Source organism: Pseudomonas taiwanensis, assembly GCF_013393345.1.
GTDB lineage: Bacteria > Pseudomonadota > Gammaproteobacteria > Pseudomonadales > Pseudomonadaceae > Metapseudomonas > Metapseudomonas resinovorans_C.
The window spans coordinates 204593-224088 of the sequence record NZ_QJRF01000061.1; the positions used below are offsets into that span (position 1 = coordinate 204593).

The window sequence follows — 19496 nt, forward strand, 5'->3', positions numbered from 1 at the left end:
TTGCGCCCGAGAGCCAATATGACCGTCACCATCAAGACGCCCGCAGAAATCGAGAAAATGCGCGTTGCCGGCCGCCTGGCCGCCGAAGTGCTGGAGATGATCGGCGAGCATGTCAAACCCGGCGTGACCACCGACGAACTGGACCGCATCTGCCACGACTACATCGTCAATGTGCAGCAGGCCATCCCCGCCCCGCTCAACTATAAAGGCTTCCCCAAGTCGATCTGCACTTCGATCAACCATGTCGTGTGCCACGGCATTCCCAACGAAAAGCCGCTGAAGGATGGCGACATCCTCAATATCGACGTCACCGTCATCAAGGACGGCTACCACGGCGACACCAGCAAGATGTTCATGGTGGGCAAGGCGCCGGAATGGGCGGAGAAGCTCAGCCGCGTGACCCAGGAATGCATGTACAAGGGCATCGAGCTGGTCAAGCCGGGCGCACGACTGGGCGACATCGGCGAGGTGATCCAGAAGCACGCCGAGAAGCTGGGCTACTCGGTGGTTCGTGAATACTGTGGCCACGGCATCGGCGCCGTGTTCCACGAAGAACCGCAGGTCCTGCACTACGGCCGCGCCGGTACTGGCATGGAGCTCAAGGAAGGCATGACCTTCACCATCGAGCCGATGATCAACCAGGGCCGTCCGGAAACCCGCCTGCTGGGCGACGGCTGGACCGCCATCACCAAGGACCGCAAGCTCTCCGCCCAGTGGGAGCACACCGTACTGGTGACCGCCGACGGCTACGAGATCCTCACCCTGCGCAGCGACGATACGCTGCCGCGCACCTCGTCCTGATCAACGACTTATATAAGGAAAGCCGCCCCATGCCGCAGGTGGATCCCGAGTTGTTCGACCGCGGGCAGTTCCAGGCGGAACTGGCCTTGAAGTCCAGCCCCATCGCTGCCTTCAAGAAAGCCATTCGCCGGGCCCGCGACGTGCTCGACAACCGTTTCACCCACGGTCGCGACATCCGTCGCCTGGTGGAGGACCGCGCCTGGTTCGTCGACCAGATCCTGCGGGCGGCGTGGGAGCGCTTCGACTGGAGCGAAGACGCCGACATCGCCCTGCTGGCGGTGGGCGGTTACGGGCGCGGCGAGCTGCACCCCTTCTCCGATATCGACCTGCTGATCCTGCTGGACAGCGCCGACCACGAAGTCTTCCGCGAGCCCATCGAAGGCTTCCTCACCCTGCTCTGGGACATCGGCCTGGAAGTCGGCCAGAGCGTACGCTCCGTGGCCGAATGCGCAGAAGAGGCACAGGCCGACCTGACGGTGGTCACCAACCTGATGGAAAGCCGGACCATCGCCGGCCCCGAGCACCTGCGTCAGCGCATGCTGGAGGTCACCAGCCCTGAGCAGATGTGGCCGAGCAAGCACTTCTTCCTCGCCAAGCGCACCGAGCAGAAGGCACGCCACGCCAAGTACAACGACACCGAATACAACCTGGAGCCCAATGTGAAGGGCTCCCCGGGTGGCCTGCGCGACATCCAGACCATTCTCTGGGTTGCCCGCCGCCAGTTCGGCAGCCTCAACCTGCATGGCCTGGTGCAGCAAGGCTTCCTGGTTGAAAGCGAGTGCAGCATGCTGGCCTCCAGCCAGGAGTTCCTCTGGAAGGTCCGCTACGCCCTGCACATGCTGGCCGGCCGCGCCGAAGACCGCCTGCTGTTCGACCACCAGCGCAAGATCGCCGCCCTCCTTGGCTTCGGGGACGGAGACGGCAAGCTCAGCATCGAGCGCTTCATGCAGAAGTATTACCGGGTGGTGATGGGCGTTTCCGAACTCAGCGACCTGATCAACCAGCACTTCGAGGAAGTCATCCTGCGCGCCGGGGAAACCGGCCAGGCACAGCCGCTCAACAGCCGCTTCCAGCTGCGCGACGGCTACATCGAGGTGACCCACCCGAACGTCTTCAAGCGCACGCCCTTCGCCATGCTGGAAATCTTCGTGCTGATGGCCCAGCACCCCGAGATCAAAGGCGTTCGTGCCGACACCATCCGCCTGTTGCGCGAAAGCCGTCATCTGATCGATGACGAGTTCCGCAAGGACATCCGCAATACCAGCCTGTTCATCGAGCTGTTCAAGTCCTCCCAGGGCATCCACCGCAACCTGCGGCGGATGAATCGCTACGGCATCCTGGGCCTGTATCTGCCGGAGTTCGGCCAGATCATCGGGCAGATGCAGCACGACCTGTTCCACATCTATACGGTGGACGCCCACACCCTCAACCTGATCAAGCACCTGCGCAAACTGAAGTGGCCGGAGCTGGCGGAGAAGTTTCCCCTGGCCAGCAAGCTGATGGACAAGCTGCCCAAGCCGGAGCTGATCTACCTCGCCGGGCTCTATCACGACATCGGCAAGGGCCGTGGTGGCGACCACTCCGAGCTGGGCGCCGTAGACGCGGAAATCTTCTGCGCTCGCCACCAATTGCCAGTGTGGGATTCCCGCCTGGTGGCCTGGCTGGTGCAGCATCACCTGGTGATGTCCACCACAGCCCAACGCAAGGACCTGTCCGATCCGCAGGTGATCTACGACTTTGCGCGGCTGGTAGGCGACCAGACCCGGCTGGACTACCTCTATGTGCTCACCGTGGCCGATATCAACGCCACCAACCCGAGCCTGTGGAACTCCTGGCGCGCCAGCCTGCTGCGCCAGCTCTACACCGAGACCAAGCGCGCGTTGCGCCGTGGCCTGGAAAACCCGCTGGACCGCGAAGAGCAGATTCGCCAGACCCAATCCGCCGCCATCGACACCCTGGTGCGCAATGGCATCGACCAGGACGAAGCCGAGCAGCTCTGGAGCCAGCTGGGTGACGACTATTTCCTGCGCCATACCGCCAACGACGTGGTCTGGCACACCGAGGCGATACTCCAGCATCCGGCCGGGAACGATCCGCTGGTCCTGATCAAGGAAACCGCCCAGCGCGAGTTCGAAGGCGCCACGCAGATATTCATCTATGCGCCGGACCAGCACGACTTCTTCGCCGTGACCGTGGCCGCCATGTCACAGCTGAACCTGAACATTCATGACGCGCGGATCATCACGTCCACCAGCCAGTTCACCCTCGACACCTACATCGTGCTCGATGCGGATGGCGGGCGGATCGGTGACAACCCGGCGCGTATCCGCGAAATCCGTGAAGGCCTGATCGACGCCCTGAAGAACCCGGACGAATACCCGGCCATCATCCAGCGCCGCGTACCGCGCCAGCTCAAGCACTTCGCCTTCCCGCCGCAAGTGACCATCTCCAACGACGCCCAGCGACCGGTGACCATCCTCGAACTGATCGCCCCCGACCGTCCAGGCCTGCTGGCACGCATCGGCCGGATCTTCGTGGAGTTCGACCTGTCGCTGCAGAACGCCAAGATCGCCACGCTGGGCGAACGCGTGGAAGACGTATTCTTCGTCACCGACGCCGCCAACCAGCCGCTCTCCGATCCCGAGTTCTGCCTGCGGCTGCAGGAAGCGATTGTCTCCCAGCTGTCCGAAGCCAACGGACAAAGCGTGGACCCGACGCGATTGAGTATCTGAACCCGTAGGGTGCAATAAGGCCGCAGGCCGGATTGCACCGTTTTACCCACGACCTCCCTGTTGACGCCCTACAACCATGAACGACGCCCTGAATCACCTACAGCCCTACCCCTTCGAGAAACTCCGTGCCCTGCTGGCCGGCGCCCAGCCACCGGCGGAGAAGAAGGCCATCGCCCTGTCCATCGGCGAACCCAAGCACCGCTCCCCGGCCTTCGTCGCCGAAGCCCTGTCGGCCAATCTCGATCAGATGGCGGTCTACCCCACCACCCTGGGGATTCCGGCGCTGCGCGAAGCCATCGCGCAATGGTGCGAGCGTCGCTTCAAGGTCCCCGAGGGCTGGCTCGACGCCGCCCGTCACGTGCTGCCAGTTAATGGCACCCGCGAGGCGCTGTTCGCCTTTACCCAGGCGGTGGTCAACCGTGCCGACAACGGCCTGGTGGTCAGCCCGAACCCCTTCTATCAAATCTACGAAGGCGCGGCCTTGCTGGCCGGTGCCGAGCCCCACTATCTGCCGTGCCTGGCGGAGAACGGCTTCAACCCGGACTTCGACGCCGTTCCGGCGGATGTCTGGCAGCGCTGCCAGATCCTCTTCCTCTGCTCCCCGGGCAACCCCACCGGCGCGCTGATTCCGGTAGACACCCTGAAGAAGCTCATCGCCCTGGCCGACGAGCATGACTTTGTGATCGCCGCCGACGAGTGCTACAGCGAGCTCTACTTCGACGAGCAGAACCCGCCAGCCGGCCTGCTCACCGCCTGCGCCGAACTCGGCCGCTCGGACTTCAAGCGCTGCGTCGTGTTCCACAGCCTGTCCAAGCGTTCCAACCTGCCCGGCCTGCGTTCCGGCTTCGTCGCCGGCGACGCCGACATCCTCAAGTCCTTCCTGCTGTACCGCACCTACCACGGCTGCGCCATGCCGGTGCAGACCCAGCTGGCCAGCGTCGCTGCCTGGAACGACGAAGTCCACGTGCGCGCCAACCGCGCCCTGTACCGCGAGAAATTCGACGCCATGCTGGATATCCTTGGTCCGGTGCTGGACGTGCAGCGTCCCGACGGCGGCTTCTACCTCTGGGCGAAGACCCCGTTGGACGACGAAACCTTCACCCGCGAACTCTTCGCCCGCGAGCACGTTACCGTGGTTCCAGGCTCCTACCTGTCGCGCGCCGTGAATGGCTTCAATCCCGGTGCCGGTCGCGTCCGCATGGCCCTGGTGGCCCCGCTGGCCGAGTGCGTCGAAGCCGGCGAGCGAATCCGCCACTTCATCAAAGGCCTGTGAGATTCAAGGGAAAGACACCATGAGCATCACCCTCTACGGCATCAAGGCCTGCGACACCATGAAGAAGGCCCGCACCTGGCTCGAAGAGCAAGGCGTGGCCTACAGCTTCCATGACTACAAGGCCTCGGCCATCGACCGCGCCAACCTCGAGAAGTGGTGCGCCGAGCATGGCTGGGAAACCGTCCTGAACCGCGCAGGGACCACCTTCCGCAAGCTGGACGATGCCCAGAAATCCGATCTGGACCAGGACAAGGCGATCGCCCTGATGCTGGCCCAGCCGTCGATGATCAAGCGTCCGGTACTGGACCTGGGTGATCGCACCCTGGTCGGCTTCAAGCCGGACCTTTACGCCACCGCATTCAAGTGACTTGCCAGGGCGCGGTGCCGGGACCGCTTCCCAGTATCCGCCCCATCTGATCAACCCCATTCAGCAAGAGGAATCCCCATGTCCAACGCACTCTTCAGCATCGCCTTCGGCGTCGGTACCCAGAATCGCCAGGGCAACTGGCTGGAAGTCTTCTACGCCCTGCCGCTGCTCAAGCCGTCCGAGCAACTGGTGGCTGCCGTTGCCCCGGTACTCGGTTACAGCGCCGGCAACCAGGCCATCACCATCAGCAATGCCCAGGCCGCCCAGCTGGCTACCGCGCTGAAGGACATCGATGCCGCCCAGGCCGCCCTGCTGACCCGCCTGGCCGAAAGCCACAAGCCGCTGGTCGCGACCCTGCTGGCCGAAGACGCAGCCCTGACCTCCACCCCGGAGGCCTACCTCAAGCTGCACCTGCTGTCCCATCGCCTGGCCAAGCCCCACGGCCTGAACCTGACCGGCATCTTCCCGCTGCTGCCGAACGTGGCCTGGACCAGCCAAGGCGCGGTCGACCTGGCCGAACTGGCCGAGCGCCAGCTGGAAGCCCGCCTGAAGGGCGAACTGCTGGAAGTCTTCTCCGTGGACAAGTTCCCGAAAATGACCGACTACGTGGTCCCGGCCGGCGTGCGCATCGCCGACACCGCCCGCGTTCGCCTGGGCGCCTATGTGGGTGAAGGCACCACCGTGATGCACGAAGGCTTCATCAACTTCAACGGCGGCACCGAAGGCCCGGGCATGATCGAAGGCCGCGTTTCCGCGGGCGTCTTCGTCGGCAAGGGCTCTGACCTCGGCGGCGGCTGCTCCACCATGGGTACCCTGTCCGGTGGCGGCAACATCGTCATCTCCGTGGGCGAAGGCTGCCTGATCGGCGCCAACGCCGGCATCGGCATCCCGCTGGGTGACCGCAACATCGTCGAAGCCGGCCTGTACATCACCGCTGGTACCAAGGTGGCCCTGCTGGACGACCAGAACCAACTGGTGAAAGTGGTCAAGGCCCGCGACCTGGCTGGCCAGGCCGACCTGCTGTTCCGTCGCAATTCGCAGAACGGCGCCGTCGAGTGCAAGACCAACAAGACTGCCATCGAGCTGAACGAAGCCCTGCACGCTCATAACTGAGCCAGGGTCCCGAAGCCTCGGCTTCGGGACAGCTTCCGACCAGGCCCGGATGCTCGTTTACACTCAGTAGACCGTGCATCCGGGCCTGTTCGCGTTCGAACCGGCCTTAACTCGCAACGCTTCCATTTCCGTGTGCCGCAGCAATGTCCCTGAACTCCCCCTGGCGCTCCGACTTCCCCGCCCTTTCGGCACTCGATTCCGAGGGGCAGACCTATCTGGACAGCGCCGCCACGTCGCAGAAGCCCCAGGCGGTGCTCGACGCCCTGCTCGGCTACTACGCCAGCGGCGCGGCCAATGTGCATCGCGCCCAGCACCTGCCCGGCGAGCGCGCCACCCGCGCCTTCGAAGGGACACGGACACTCGCGGCACAGTGGTTGAATGCCGCCAATCCGGCGGAAATCCTCTTCACCCGCGGCGTCACCGAGGCGATCAACCTGCTGGCCTATGGCCTGGAGCACCTGTTCCAACCAGGCGATGAGATCGTCATCAGCGCCCTGGAACACCACGCCAACCTGCTGCCCTGGCAGCAACTCGCCCTGCGCAGGCAGCTCAAGCTGGTGGTGCTGCCGCTGGATGATCGCGGCCTGATCGATCTGGAGCAGGCAAGGCGGTTGATTGGCCCACGCACCCGCGTGCTGGCGGTGAGTCAGTTGTCCAACGTCCTCGGTCGCTGGCAGCCGCTGACCGACCTGCTTCCCCTGGCCCGGGCCCAGGGGGCGCTGACCGTCGTCGACGGCGCCCAAGGCGCGGTTCACGGACGCCATGACGTCCGGGCCCTGGGATGCGACTTCTACGCGTTCTCCAGCCACAAACTCTATGGCCCCGATGGCGTCGGCGTGCTCTACGGTCGTGGCGACTCGCTGGCACGTCTGAAGCATTGGCAGTTCGGCGGCGAAATGGTTCACACCGCCGGCTACCAGACGGCCGACTTCCATGGCGCGCCCCTGGGCTTCGAAGCCGGTACCCCGGCCATCGCCTCGGTCGTCGGCCTGGGCGCAGCGCTGGATTATCTGGGCAACCTGGACGCTGCCACCATCGCCGGCCATGAAGCAGCCCTGCACGCCAAGCTGCTGGCCGGCCTTGCCGCGCGAGACGGCGTGCGCCTCCTGGGTGCCCCCGAACTGGCCCTCGCCAGCTTCACCATCGACGGCGTGCATAACGCCGATCTGGCCCATCTGCTCATCGACCAGGGCATTGCCGTGCGCGTCGGCCACCACTGCGCCATGCCACTCATGCAGACCCTTGGCGTGCAAGGCGCTATTCGCGTGTCCCTCGGCCTGTACAACGATGGCGACGATCTGGAGCGCTTCTTCGGCGCATTGGACAAGGCCCTGGAGCTGCTGCGATGAACCTGCCGGCCAAAGCCCAGGAAGCCCTGGACACCTTCACCACAGCCGGCAGCTGGGAACAGCGCGCGCGCCTGCTGATGCAGTGGGGCGAACGGTTGCACCCCCTGACGGACACCGAGCGCAGCGACGCCAACCGCGTGCATGGCTGTGAAAGCCAGGTGTGGCTGGTGGGCGAACGTGCGAATGGTGACTGGCGCTTCCGCGCCGCCAGCGATGCCCGGCTGATTCGTGGGTTACTGGCGGTGCTGCTGGTGAGAGTCAACGGCCTGCGAGGCGATGAACTGGCTACCGTCGACCTGGCGGACTGGTTCAATCAGCTGGGATTGGGCCGGCAACTGTCGCCATCACGCAGCAATGGACTGAATGCCGTCCTCAAGAAAATGCGCGAGATGGCCCAGTAGGGGCGAACTCATTGGCTGTGTCTGCATTACGTGTTGCAAGTAGCTGCATTGCCCGTAGGAGCTGACTTGCCAGCGAATGGCCCCGTTTCGCTAGCAAGCTAGCTCCTACAAGGCTCAGGACGCAGTCCTGCCGTAGGTTGGTGCGGGCCACGCTGGTCTGAGCTTGCGAAGCCCAACAAAGCGGGCAATGAACACCCAACAAACCCCGTCAGCCCTCACCCCAACCCCGCCCTGCGCCCCGGCCTGATCGCTTCGCGCTCCGGCGTTCATCGGCAACGGAAGCGGTGCTTCCGAAAGCATGCCTCTTCACCCCAGAGGGAGAGGGAGCTATCCCAACCAGGACTCCACCTCGTGGGAGCGAATTCATTCGCGAAAGGACGGCGCAGCCGTCCCTAGCCCGCCTGGCGCTCCGACGGCCTGCGCGCCCCGGCCACCAACTTATCCACAATCCGCGCCGCCGCCACCATGCCGAAGGTGGCGGTGACCATCATCACCGCGCCAAAGCCGCCGGCGCAGTCCAGCTTCACGCCTTCGCCAACGAAGCTTTTCTGCTGGCACACCGAGCCATCCGGTTTCGGATAGCGCAGCTGTTCGGTGGAGAACACGCAAGGCACGCTGTAAGTGCGTCCCGGCGTCCGCGAGAAGTTGTAGTCGCGCCGCAGCGTGGAGCGCACCTTGGCCGCCAGCGGATCATTGAAGGTCTTGTTCAGGTCGGCGACCTGGATCTGCGCCGGGTCCACCTGGCCGCCGGCGCCGCCGGTGGTGACGATCTGGATCTTGCGTCGCTTGCACCAGGCGATCAGCGCGGCCTTGGCCGCGACGCTGTCGATGCAGTCAATGACCGCATCCAACTCGGGCGTAACGTACTCGGTCATGGTCTCGCGGGTAACGAAGTCGGCCACGGCATGGACCACGCAGGCCGGGTTGATGGCACGAATGCGCTCGGCCATCACATCCACCTTGGCCTTGCCCACCGCGCCCTCGATGGCGTGCACCTGGCGGTTGGTGTTGGTGATGCAGACGTCATCGAGATCGAACAGGGAGATTTCCCCCACCCCTGAACGCGCCAGGGCCTCGGCTGCCCAGGAACCCACGCCGCCAATGCCGACCACCGCCACATGGGCGACCTGCAACCGGGCAAGTCCTTCCAGGCCATATAGCCGGGCAATGCCGCCGAAACGCTCGTCTGTACTCATCCCAATCACTCCCATCGCCAACCTTCGGGCGGGCGCGCATTATAGGAAGCGCTATCCCTCGGCCCAAGTCCATTGCCGCTGAATGGCGACCTATAGATTTGCGCGCGGTCCGTCAGGGCTATAGTCGACCGATAACGACAAGGGAGCCGGTCATGCGCAATTTCACCTTCTACAACCCCACCCGCATCCACTTCGGCGAAGGCCAGATCACCAAGCTGGCGCGCGACGTGCCGGCTGGTAGCAGGGTGTTGGTGACCCATGGCGGCGGCAGCATCTTTCAGAACGGTGTCTGGCAGCAGGTCGAGGAAGCGTTGGTGGACCACAAGGTCGTCCGTTTCGGCGGCATCGAGGCTAATCCTCAGTTCGATACCCTGGTCAAGGCAGCCGAGCAGGCCAAGCTCGAACAGTGCGACTTCATCGTCGCCGTGGGCGGGGGCTCGGTCATCGATGGCAGCAAGTTCATCGCCGCGGCGGCTTGCTACGACGGCGATCCGCTGGACCTGCTCAGTGGTAAGCGCATTACCGCCGCCCTGCCCATGGGCTGCGTGCTGACCCTGGCCGCGACCGGCTCCGAGAGCAATCCCCACGGCGTGGTGACCCATGTCGCCCGCCAGGAAAAGCTGCCGTTTTCCAGCGCCCTGCTATACCCGCGATTCGCCATTCTCGATCCACGAACCACCTTCAGCCTGCCACCCCGGCAAATCGGCAATGGCGTGGTGGATGCCTTCGTCCACACCATCGAGCAATACCTCACCTATCCTTCCGACGCGCCTCTGCAGGACCGCTACGCCGAAGGGCTGCTGCTGACCCTGATAGAGGAAGGCCCCAAGGCCCTGGCCAACCCGGACGACTACGCCGTGCGCGCCAACCTGATGTGGTGCGCCACCCAGGCCCTGAACGGCCTCCTCGGCTGCGGCGTGCCCCAGGACTGGTCGACTCACATGATCGGTCACGAGCTGACCGCGCTGTACCACATCGATCACGCGCAGACCCTGGCGGTGGTGCTGCCGGCCCTGCTGGCGGAGCGACGCCAGGTCAAGCGCGAGAAGCTGCTGCAATACGGCGCTCGCGTCTGGGGCTTGAAGGAAGGCGACGAAGAACAGCGTATCGACGCGGCCATCAAGGCTACCCGCGACTTCTTCAAGCGCATGGGCGTGCCTACCCGTTTGTCCGAACACGGGCTGGACGCCGATGTGATCCCCCAAGTTCTGGCGCAACTGGAGCGGCATGGGATGACGGCGCTGAGCGAACGCCGCGACCTCGACCTGGAAGCCAGCGAACGCATTCTGCTGCGCGCGCTCTGAGCCTGACCGAGGTCGACCGTCGGTCCAGACGCCCTGTAGGAGCTAGCTTGCTAGCGAAATGGGACCCTTCGCTGGCAAGCCAGCTCCTACGGGCAATGCAGCTACCTGCAACACTCAGCTTTCGTTCACCGGTCGAACTTCTCGCGCTGCAAGCAAACAAACCCTCTGGCGGGGATGGCTATCCGGCTTCCCCGGCTGGTCGCAATCTATACAGCTGTTGGGCGCCGGGGTAGGATTCGCGCCGACCAGCATATCGCTGGCCCTACCCCAGGCTTCGTACGAAATTTGATCAAATGGCGATCATTCTCGTATGGAGCCCAGTTCCTCGATTCGGAACCCTTGACCTCTATGCCATCGCGTAAATTTGGACTCAACCTGGTGGTCTTCGTGGCAGTCGCCGCGTTGTTCACCGGTATCTGGGCGCTCTACAACCGCCCGGTCACCGCGCCGGACTGGCCGGAACAGATATCCGGCTACTCCTTCTCGCCGTTCCGCGCGGACCAGAACCCGCAAACCAACCGCTACCCCAACGACGAGCAGATCCGCCAGGACCTCGAGCTGGTGAGCAAGCAGACCGACAGCATCCGTACCTACTCGGTGGATGGCACCCTGGCCGATATCCCGCGCCTGGCAGAGGAATTCGGCCTGCGGGTGACCCTCGGTGTCTGGATCAGCCCGGACGAGGAACGCAACGAGCGCGAGATCGCCAAGGCCATTGAAATCGCCAACGCGTCCCGCAGCGTGGTTCGCGTGGTGGTAGGTAACGAGGCCCTCTTCCGTCGCGAGATCAGCCGCAAGGACCTGATGGTCTACCTGGACCGTGTGCGCGCCGCCGTGAAGGTGCCGGTGACCACGTCCGAGCAATGGCACATCTGGCTGAAGTACCCGGAACTGGCCAAGCACGTCGACCTGGTGGCCGCCCACGTCCTGCCGTATTGGGAATTCGTGCCGATGGAGGACTCCACCGAGTTCGTCCTGGAGCGCGCCAAGGACCTGAAGAAGGCCTTCCCGAAGAAGCCCCTGCTGCTCTCCGAAGTGGGCTGGCCGAGCAACGGCCGCATGCGCGGCGGTGCTGACGCTTCCCAGGCTGACCAGGCCATCTACCTGCGCACCCTGGTCAACGCCCTTAACGCCAAGGGCTACAACTACTTCGTGATCGAGGCCTTCGACCAGCCGTGGAAGGCCAGCGACGAAGGTTCGGTGGGTGCCTACTGGGGCGTCTACAACCTCGACCGCCAGCCGAAGTTCGCCTTTGAAGGCCCGGTGATCGCCATCCCGCAATGGCGCATGCTCGCAGTCGCATCCGTGGTCATGGCGCTGCTGGCCCTGGCCCTGATGCTGATCGACGGCAGCGCACTGCGCCAGCGCGGTCGCACCTTCCTGACCTTCGTCGCCTTCGCCGGCGGCTCGGTTCTGGTCTGGATCGCCTACGACTACAGCCAGCAGTACAGCACCTGGTTCAGCCTGACCGTCGGTCTGCTGCTCGGCGTCGGTGCTTTGGGCGTGTTCATCGTGCTCCTCACCGAAGCCCATGAACTGGCCGAGGCGGTCTGGGTGCGCAAGCGCCGCCGTCCGTTCCTCCCGGTACTGGCCGACAGCGCGTACCGTCCGAAAGTGTCGGTGCACGTGCCCTGCTACAACGAGCCGCCGGAGATGGTCAAACAGACCCTCGACGCCCTGGCCAACCTCGACTATCCGGACTACGAAGTCCTGATCATCGACAACAACACCAAGGACCCGGCGGTCTGGGAACCGGTGCGCGACTACTGCGAACAGCTTGGCCCGCGCTTCAAGTTCTTCCACGTTGCCCCGCTGGAAGGCTTCAAGGGCGGCGCGCTGAACTACATCCTGCCGTACACCGCACCAGATGCCGAGGTCGTGGCCGTAATCGACTCCGACTACTGCGTCGACCGCAACTGGCTGAAGCACATGGTTCCGCACTTTGCCGACCCGGAAATCGCTGTGGTGCAGTCGCCGCAGGATTATCGTGACGGCAACGAGAACACCTTCAAGCGCCTCTGCTACGCGGAGTACAAGGGCTTCTTCCACATCGGCATGGTCACCCGCAACGACCGTAACGCCATCATCCAGCACGGCACCATGACCATGATCCGTCGCAGCGTGATGGACGAGCTGAAGTGGGCCGACTGGACCATCTGCGAAGACGCCGAACTGGGCCTGCGCGTGTTCAAGAGCGGCTATGCCGCGGCTTACGCACACGAGAGCTTTGGCCGTGGCCTGATGCCTGACACCTTCATCGACTACAAGAAGCAGCGCTTCCGCTGGGCCTACGGCGCCATCCAGATCATGAAGGGGCACGCCCGCAGCCTGTTCCTCGGCAAGGACTCCAAGCTCAAGCAAGGCCAGCGCTACCACTTCATCGCTGGCTGGCTGCCCTGGGTTGCCGATGGCCTGAACATCTTCTTCACCGCCGGCGCCCTGCTGTGGTCGGCAGCGATGATCATCGTTCCGCAACGGGTCGACCCGCCGCTGCTGATCTTCGCGATCCCGCCGCTGGCACTGTTCTTCTTCAAGGTCGGCAAGATCGTGTTCCTCTACCAACGCGCGGTGGGGGTGAACCTGAAGGATGCCTTCTGCGCCGCGGTAGCGGGCCTCGCCCTCTCGCACACCATCGCCAAGGCCGTGCTCTATGGCTTCTTCACCAAGAGTATTCCGTTCTTCCGTACGCCGAAGATGCGCAGCAACCACGGCCTGCTGATGGCCCTGGCCGAAGCCCGCGAAGAAGTCTTCGTGATGCTCCTGCTCTGGGGCGCGGCAATCGGCATCGCCATCGTCCAGGGCATGCCGAGTCCGGACGTGAAGTTCTGGGTGGCCATGCTGCTGGTGCAGTCGCTGCCCTACCTGGCGGCGCTGATCATGGCGCTGCTCTCCTCCCTGCCGAAGGCTCAGGAAGAGGAGCAAGAGGAGGTCGCCACCGCCTGACGGAAGCATCTCGAGACTGTTTGAGAACGTCACGAGCGAAGGTCAGGCAAGGCGAAAACAGCCGAAGAAGCGCAGTTTACGTGTTGTAAATGAGCATTCTGTGGCTGTTTTCAACGCAGCATCACCTAGCGCAGTAGTTTTCAAACAGTCTTAAACGGCGGCCTATGGCCGCCGTTCTTGTTTTAAGATATCGGCCTTTTCATCCCTTGCGTTGCCGCGCTGCCCTCCGGAGCCCTTCATGTCGTCCCTGTCCCCCACCCTCGAACTCGCCTGCGACCTCATTCGTCGTCCCTCGGTCACCCCGATCGACGAAGGCTGCCAGGACCTGATGATGCGCCGGCTGGAAGCCGCGGGCTTCCGCATCGAGCGCATGCGTATCGAGGATGTGGAGAACTTCTGGGCCATCCGTGGCGGCGAGGGTCCGGTGCTCTGCTTCGCCGGCCATACCGACGTGGTGCCTACCGGCCCCGTGCAGGCCTGGCAGCACGAGCCGTTCGATGCCCTGATCGACGCGCAAGGGATGCTCTGCGGCCGCGGCGCGGCGGACATGAAAGGTAGCCTTGCGGCGATGGTGGTCGCGGTCGAGCGCTTCGTCGCCGAACATCCTCAACACAAAGGCACCATCGCCTTCCTCATCACCAGCGACGAAGAAGGGCCGGCCCATCACGGCACCAAGGCCGTGGTCGAGCGCCTGGCGGCCCGTGGCGAGCGCCTGGACTGGTGCATCGTCGGCGAACCGTCGAGCACCTCGCTGGTGGGTGATGTGGTGAAGAACGGCCGTCGCGGCTCCCTTGGCTGCACCCTGACTGTTCGCGGCGTGCAGGGTCACGTCGCTTACCCCCACCTGGCGAAGAACCCCATCCACCTGGCTGCACCGGCCCTTGCCGAACTAGCCGCCGAGCACTGGGACGACGGCAACGCTTTCTTCCCGCCCACCAGCTTCCAGGTCTCCAACCTCAACTCCGGCACCGGCGCCACTAACGTCATCCCGGGCGAGCTGAAGGCCATCTTCAACTTCCGTTTCTCCACCGAATCCACGGTGGATGGCCTGCAGCGCCGGGTCGAGGCCATCCTCGACAAACACGGCCTGGACTACCACCTGGAGTGGGCGCTGTCCGGCCTGCCCTTCTTGACCCAGCCGGGCGAACTGCTGGATGCGGTTTCCGCGAGCATCAAGGCCATCACCGGCCGCGACACCACCCCTTCCACCAGTGGCGGCACCTCCGATGGACGCTTCATCGCCACCATGGGCACGCAGGTGGTCGAGCTCGGTCCGGTGAACGCCACCATCCACCAGGTGAACGAGCGGGTACTGGCCAGCGATCTCGATCTGCTGACCGACATCTACCAGCAGACCCTGGTCCGACTGCTCGCACAATGACGCTCATCTGCCCCCTCTGCCAGGGCGCGCTGAGCGCCCGCGACCAGGGCCTGGCGTGCCCGGCGAACCATAGCTTCGACCGCGCACGCCAGGGCTACTACAACCTGCTGCCGGTGCAGCACAAGAACAGCCGCGACCCGGGCGACAACGCCACCATGGTCGAGGCGCGTCGGCGCTTCCTCGACGGCGGCCACTATGCGCCGCTCGCCAATCGCCTGGCAGCGCTCGCTGCCGAACGTGATCCGGAGCGCTGGCTGGATATCGGCTGTGGCGAGGGCTATTACACGGGCCAACTGGCCATGGCCCTTCCCGCGACCGACGGCTATGCCCTGGACATCTCCCGCGAAGCAGTCAAACGCGCCTGCCGTCGCGCGCCGCAACTGCACTGGCTGGTGGCGAGCATGGCACGCGTGCCCCTGGCCGATGCCAGTTGCCAGCTACTCGCCAGCGTGTTCAGCCCACTGGACTGGCAGGAAGCATTGCGCCTGCTTTCTCCCGGAGGCGGACTGCTGCGAATGGGGCCAACCCGTGAGCACCTGCTGGAGCTGCGCCAGAAGCTCTACGACGAAGTTCGCGACTACGACGACCAGAAGCACCTGACACTGATCCCCGACGGCATGCGCCTGGCCCACAGCGAAACGCTGAGCTACCGCCTGCGACTGGACGACGCGCAAGCCCGTGCCGATCTGCTGGCGATGACGCCTCACGGCTGGCGTGCCAGCGCCGAGCGCCGCGCGGCAGTGGTGGCAGCACCATTCGAGGTCACGGTTTCCATCCGCTACGATTGGATCGAACGAATCTAGGGAGTCCCCATGCGCCAACCCGATATCGAGATCTACCTCAAGGACGCCGACCAGGAGGCCGTCACCGCCTGGCTCAACGAGGCGCTGGGCACTTGCACGCCATGGCAGCAAAAAGGACAGACCTTCAAATGCCTGGCAGGGAGCATTCCCGTGACCTGGCTGCCAAAAGCCGTGGGCAAATGGAACAGCGTCTATCTGGAGAGCGATAGGACGCCCTGGGAGGACGATCTGAGCTGTGCCCGCGCGGCCTTCACGGCGCTCGGCGTGGAAATCCGCTGCGCGCCTGGCGGCTGGCAGGAAGTACAAGGCGAGGAAGATGCCGACCGCTGGATCAAGGTGAATGCGGAAGGTGAGCAGGAGATCATCTGGCGCACCGATTGAACGATCGGCTGCCCGATGCAGGAATCGCAGAAAGCAAAAGGCCCGTCACTGACGGGCCTTTTGTTTTTGAGTCTCAGACCTTGGCGACGTCTTCCGCCTGCAGGCCTTTCTGACCCTGGATCACGGAAAACTCTACCTTCTGGCCTTCCAGCAGAGAGCGATGGCCCTCGCCGCGGATAGCGCGGTAGTGAACGAATACATCAGGACCGCTTTCGCGCTGAATGAAACCATAGCCCTTGGCGTCATTGAACCACTTGACGGTTCCGACCTCACGATCAGCCATTACTGCTCTCTCCAACTCACAATTTTGTTGTTTACCCCCTTTAGTAGGGGTTTCGACGGTGCAGTAAGGACGTTCTTCTTGTTATTCCAACCCAGGCCGAATCAGGCTTGGAGCCGGCATTTCGAATGGCGTTCTTTTTCTGACCGCGACCGGAGTATACGACAAGAGTTCGTACTGAAAAGCACTTTTTTATGACAGTTCGGAATGGCCGCGCCATGCGGGCTGGACGCCCTTTTTTGGCTCTTTGGAAGTACAAAATGGGGCATAAGGGTAGGCGGAAATGAACTATCCATTGTCCGATTTACCGCCCTCCCAATAACTTCAACTATTTGGCGGCAAGTACGTCTTCGAGCTTCTTGGCCAACGCCTGATATTGGAATGGCTCCAACCTATAGGCCCAATCCAGTTTGCCCGGCACCTGCTCATCAGCAAGCTTCTGCTTGTCCTTGATGACCATCCAGGCTTGCTCGCCCTGGCTGAAAATCTCGCCGCGCAGCTCACCACCGTCGAAGGTGGAAAGGCTGAACTGAAGCATCGGCTTGCCCTTGAACTGCACTTGCGCCAGCGGGGCGTTGTCGGCGAATTCCAGACCCGCGAACAGCGTCGCCATACCGTTCGCCGCAGCCTCGTGCGCCAGCCGGCGCCCCTTGGGCAGCTGCTTGACTTTGAGGTTGGGCTCTTCGGCCGAATCGCGATAGACGGTCAAACGCTTGCCATCCGGATAGGTGACGTCCACCTGCCGCACGCTGGCGAAGGGAATGCCCGCGATTCGCCGATCCAGCCAGCCGAGTTCGTTCGCCGGCAAGGCAATGGTCTGGTCGATCAACCAGACCTGATTGTCACCGTAGAGACGCACCAGATGACCGCTACCCTGTTGCGCCGGCTTGCCCACGACAAGCTCCAGCGGTGGCTCGCCACCACGCTCCAGCTTGATCCGCGTGCCCTGCTCGTCGGGCGTGCCCTTGTCCGCCAGGCCGACTCGGCCATGCAGTTGCGGATTGGCTGTCTTGGCTTCCACCTTGCGCGCATCGGCCAGCGCGCGCAGCAGGGTCACCACGGGCAGCCCGGCGGCCGGGTAGTCCGCCTTGACCGGCAGCACCCAGAGGCCATCCTTGCGCGCGAGTTGCAGATCCGGCTGCCCAGGTATTTGCACGTCCAGTGCAGTCACGCCCGCCAGGTTGCCTTGCAAGGCAGGCAACAGCAGTTCGCGAGTGGCGCTGGCCGGCTGCGGTTGGGGCCGTGAGCTGTCGTGCTGGATGAAGTAGGCTGCGCCGAGGCCAGCGGCCAGCAGCGCAAGAACGATCAGACCTTTGCGTCCCATAGCGACTCCCTCAGGCCTTGCGCTGGCGGCGCCAGAACCACAGCACCAGCACACCCAGTGTCAGCACCAGCGGCACCAGGGCGATGTTGATGAATTTCAGGGTGCGACCCAGGTCTTCGATGTTGGCATTGAGTTGGAAGCGCACGTCGCGCAGTTCCTTGCGGATACGCAGTTTTTCCTGGACGAACTGCTGCAGGGTCGCCTGCTGCTCCGGGGTCAGTTCCAGGGCCTTGGTGGGGTCCTGGTTCTGCTGCAGGGAGGCCAGCTTCTGCTCGGTATCCGCCAGGCGCTGCTGGAGTACCTGCTCCTGCTCGCGGAACTTGACCTCGGCATCGCGCTGAAGCTTCTCCACCACGTCGAACGGGCGGCTGTAGCGGCCGCGCGAGCGTACGCTGATCAGCGCATCGGAGCCGGCAAGGTTGTCCAGGGCGTTGATCGCGAAGCCCGAGTTGTCGGCCCAGGGCTGCGGTACACGCTGGCCGAAGAAGTCCTGTACCTGGACCCACATGCGGTCGCTGAGGATGTCGGTGTCGGCGACGGCGATCACGTTGATGTTCTCGGCAGACTTCAGACCGTCCTTGCGACCCTCGATCCCCTCGGGAAACGCCGATTGCGCCGGCCCGCTGATACGCGCAGCCAGGGTGTAACGCTCGCCAGTGGGCTTGAGCTCGCGAATCAACTCCTCGGGGTCCGAGAGCATCCCGAAGCGCTGCACGTCGAACGGCATGGAGTATTCGGAACTCTGGATCAGCGGCACGAAATGGGTCTTGGCACCCTCCAGCGGCTTGAGAATGCCGGCGGTAGCCACGGTGATGTTTTCCAGGCCCGCAGTGCTGACATCGTTCTGGTCCAGGCTGTGCCTCGGCAGATTGAGCCAGCCGGCATGGCGCGCCGGCGGCTTGTCCGCCCCCACGCTGACCGACATCGCGTTGGCACCGTCACCCAACACCTTGCCCGGCACCATTTGCAGGCCCCAGGCCTTGAACAGGGTATCCAGGTCAGACGATTTGTCCCCGCCCGGCTCACCCGGCATTTCCATACCGCTGTCCGCTTCGCTCCAGGGGTCGACGAAGGCCAGCAGCTTGCCCCCGCGCAGAACGAACTGGTCGATGGCGTACTGGGTCTGCTGCGGCAGGTTCTTCGGATGCACCAGCAGGAGTACCGACACCGTCTCGGGAATCTGGTCGATATCGCTCTTCAGGCTCTCGATCTGGAACAGCTGGCGGACTTCTTCCATCACCATCCAGGGCTGGGTCGGCTGGCGGGTCATCATGTCGAAGCCGCCATTGAGCTTCAGCCCGGAGAGAATCCCCACCACCGGGCGCTCCGGCTTGGCCAGGCTCTGCACCAGGCGGCTGACCTCGTACTCGAGGAACTCCTCCTGGTCTAGCGGGAAGAACGGAATGATCTGGGTGTCATCCACGCCATTGGTACCGGCCAGGCCGAAATAGATCTGGTCGCCACCCTGCTGCAGCGGCACCGCCTGCAAGCCGAATTCGGCAGCCTTGTCCTCGTCCTCGGAGAAAGGCTCGGGGTCGATGACGTGCAACTTGATCTTGCCACCGGCGGCACGTTCGTACGCCTTGAGCATCTCCTCCACGCGGCGGGCATAGTTGCGCAGCACGACCAGGTCCTTGGCGGACTTGTCGGAGTAGAAGAAGTACAGGTTGATGGGCTCGTCGATCTCGCCAAGGATCTGCTTGGTCCCGTCGGAGATGGTGTAGAGCTTCTGCTCGGTGAGGTCGACCCGCGCGTTGGTCAGGGTCAGCCCGGCGAGCATGTTGAAGGCCAGGAACGCCACGGCGATGAGCAGCAGCCCGGCACCGGAATACATCAGTCTTTTCATGT

At 63.9% G+C, this 19496-nt stretch carries 16 protein-coding genes; 12 read left to right on the plus strand and 4 right to left on the minus strand.

Annotated elements, in window-relative coordinates:
- Window positions 1–18 precede the first annotated feature (18 nt).
- The 7 genes from map (at window position 19) to DM872_RS15400 (ending at window position 8036) form a co-directional block, all read left to right on the plus strand.
- On the plus strand, window positions 19–801 hold the full coding sequence (gene map / locus DM872_RS15370; RefSeq protein WP_179060295.1) for a type I methionyl aminopeptidase: 783 nt from the start codon (window positions 19–21) through the stop codon (window positions 799–801).
- Window positions 802–830: 29 nt separating this feature from the next.
- Window positions 831–3533, plus strand: coding sequence for a [protein-PII] uridylyltransferase (locus tag DM872_RS15375; RefSeq protein ID WP_179060296.1), 2703 nt, complete (start codon window positions 831–833; stop codon window positions 3531–3533).
- Window positions 3534–3609: 76 nt separating this feature from the next.
- Window positions 3610–4806, plus strand: coding sequence for a succinyldiaminopimelate transaminase (dapC, locus tag DM872_RS15380; protein ID WP_179060297.1), 1197 nt, complete (start codon window positions 3610–3612; stop codon window positions 4804–4806).
- Window positions 4807–4825: 19 nt separating this feature from the next.
- The gene (locus DM872_RS15385) at window positions 4826–5173 is read left to right on the plus strand and encodes an ArsC family reductase (protein ID WP_179060298.1); all 348 of its coding nucleotides are present in this window, start codon (window positions 4826–4828) and stop codon (window positions 5171–5173) included.
- Window positions 5174–5251: 78 nt separating this feature from the next.
- Window positions 5252–6286: a 2,3,4,5-tetrahydropyridine-2,6-dicarboxylate N-succinyltransferase gene (gene dapD / locus DM872_RS15390; RefSeq protein ID WP_179060299.1), complete on the plus strand. Its 1035-nt coding sequence runs from the start codon at window positions 5252–5254 to the stop codon at window positions 6284–6286.
- Window positions 6287–6429: 143 nt separating this feature from the next.
- Window positions 6430–7635 (plus strand): aminotransferase class V-fold PLP-dependent enzyme, encoded by a 1206-nt coding sequence (locus tag DM872_RS15395; RefSeq protein WP_179060300.1) that lies wholly within the window; start codon window positions 6430–6432, stop codon window positions 7633–7635.
- Window positions 7632–8036, plus strand: coding sequence for a SufE family protein (locus tag DM872_RS15400; RefSeq protein ID WP_179060301.1), 405 nt, complete (start codon window positions 7632–7634; stop codon window positions 8034–8036). Before DM872_RS15395 ends, DM872_RS15400 begins: the two co-directional genes overlap by 4 nt.
- 392 nt (window positions 8037–8428) lie before the next feature.
- Here the strand turns inward: DM872_RS15400 and tcdA are convergent, their stop codons facing one another.
- A complete protein-coding gene (gene tcdA, locus DM872_RS15405; protein ID WP_179060302.1) occupies window positions 8429–9232 on the minus strand; it encodes a tRNA cyclic N6-threonylcarbamoyladenosine(37) synthase TcdA in 804 nt (267 codons plus the stop codon).
- 152 nt (window positions 9233–9384) lie between these two features.
- On the opposite strand from tcdA, the gene DM872_RS15410 reads away from it, so the two are divergent.
- From DM872_RS15410 to DM872_RS15430, 5 genes are all read left to right on the plus strand, one after another.
- Window positions 9385–10536: an iron-containing alcohol dehydrogenase gene (locus DM872_RS15410; protein WP_179060303.1), complete on the plus strand. Its 1152-nt coding sequence runs from the start codon at window positions 9385–9387 to the stop codon at window positions 10534–10536.
- 348 nt (window positions 10537–10884) lie between these two features.
- The gene (locus DM872_RS15415; RefSeq protein WP_179060304.1) at window positions 10885–13479 is read left to right on the plus strand and encodes a glycosyltransferase; all 2595 of its coding nucleotides are present in this window, start codon (window positions 10885–10887) and stop codon (window positions 13477–13479) included.
- Between the two features lie 238 nt (window positions 13480–13717).
- Window positions 13718–14860, plus strand: coding sequence for a succinyl-diaminopimelate desuccinylase (dapE, locus tag DM872_RS15420; protein ID WP_179060305.1), 1143 nt, complete (start codon window positions 13718–13720; stop codon window positions 14858–14860).
- Window positions 14857–15663 carry a putative RNA methyltransferase gene (locus DM872_RS15425; RefSeq protein WP_179060306.1) on the plus strand — a complete coding sequence of 269 codons (807 nt, stop codon included), beginning with the start codon at window positions 14857–14859 and terminating at the stop codon, window positions 15661–15663. Before dapE ends, DM872_RS15425 begins: the two co-directional genes overlap by 4 nt.
- A 9-nt stretch (window positions 15664–15672) precedes the next feature.
- Window positions 15673–16044: a hypothetical protein gene (locus tag DM872_RS15430; RefSeq protein ID WP_179060307.1), complete on the plus strand. Its 372-nt coding sequence runs from the start codon at window positions 15673–15675 to the stop codon at window positions 16042–16044.
- A 73-nt stretch (window positions 16045–16117) separates the two neighbouring features.
- On the opposite strand, the gene DM872_RS15435 is transcribed toward DM872_RS15430, so the two are convergent.
- The 3 genes from DM872_RS15435 to DM872_RS15445 all read right to left on the minus strand — a co-directional run bounded on the left by DM872_RS15435 (window position 16118) and on the right by DM872_RS15445 (window position 19494).
- The gene (locus tag DM872_RS15435) at window positions 16118–16327 is read right to left on the minus strand and encodes a cold-shock protein (RefSeq protein WP_016494409.1); all 210 of its coding nucleotides are present in this window, start codon (window positions 16325–16327) and stop codon (window positions 16118–16120) included.
- Window positions 16328–16652: 325 nt separating this feature from the next.
- Entirely contained in the window at window positions 16653–17648 is a 996-nt protein-coding gene (locus tag DM872_RS15440; RefSeq protein WP_179060308.1) for a DUF4340 domain-containing protein, read from the minus strand.
- Between the two features lie 10 nt (window positions 17649–17658).
- Window positions 17659–19494 carry a GldG family protein gene (locus DM872_RS15445; protein ID WP_179060309.1) on the minus strand — a complete coding sequence of 612 codons (1836 nt, stop codon included), beginning with the start codon at window positions 19492–19494 and terminating at the stop codon, window positions 17659–17661.
- Window positions 19495–19496 lie beyond the last annotated feature (2 nt).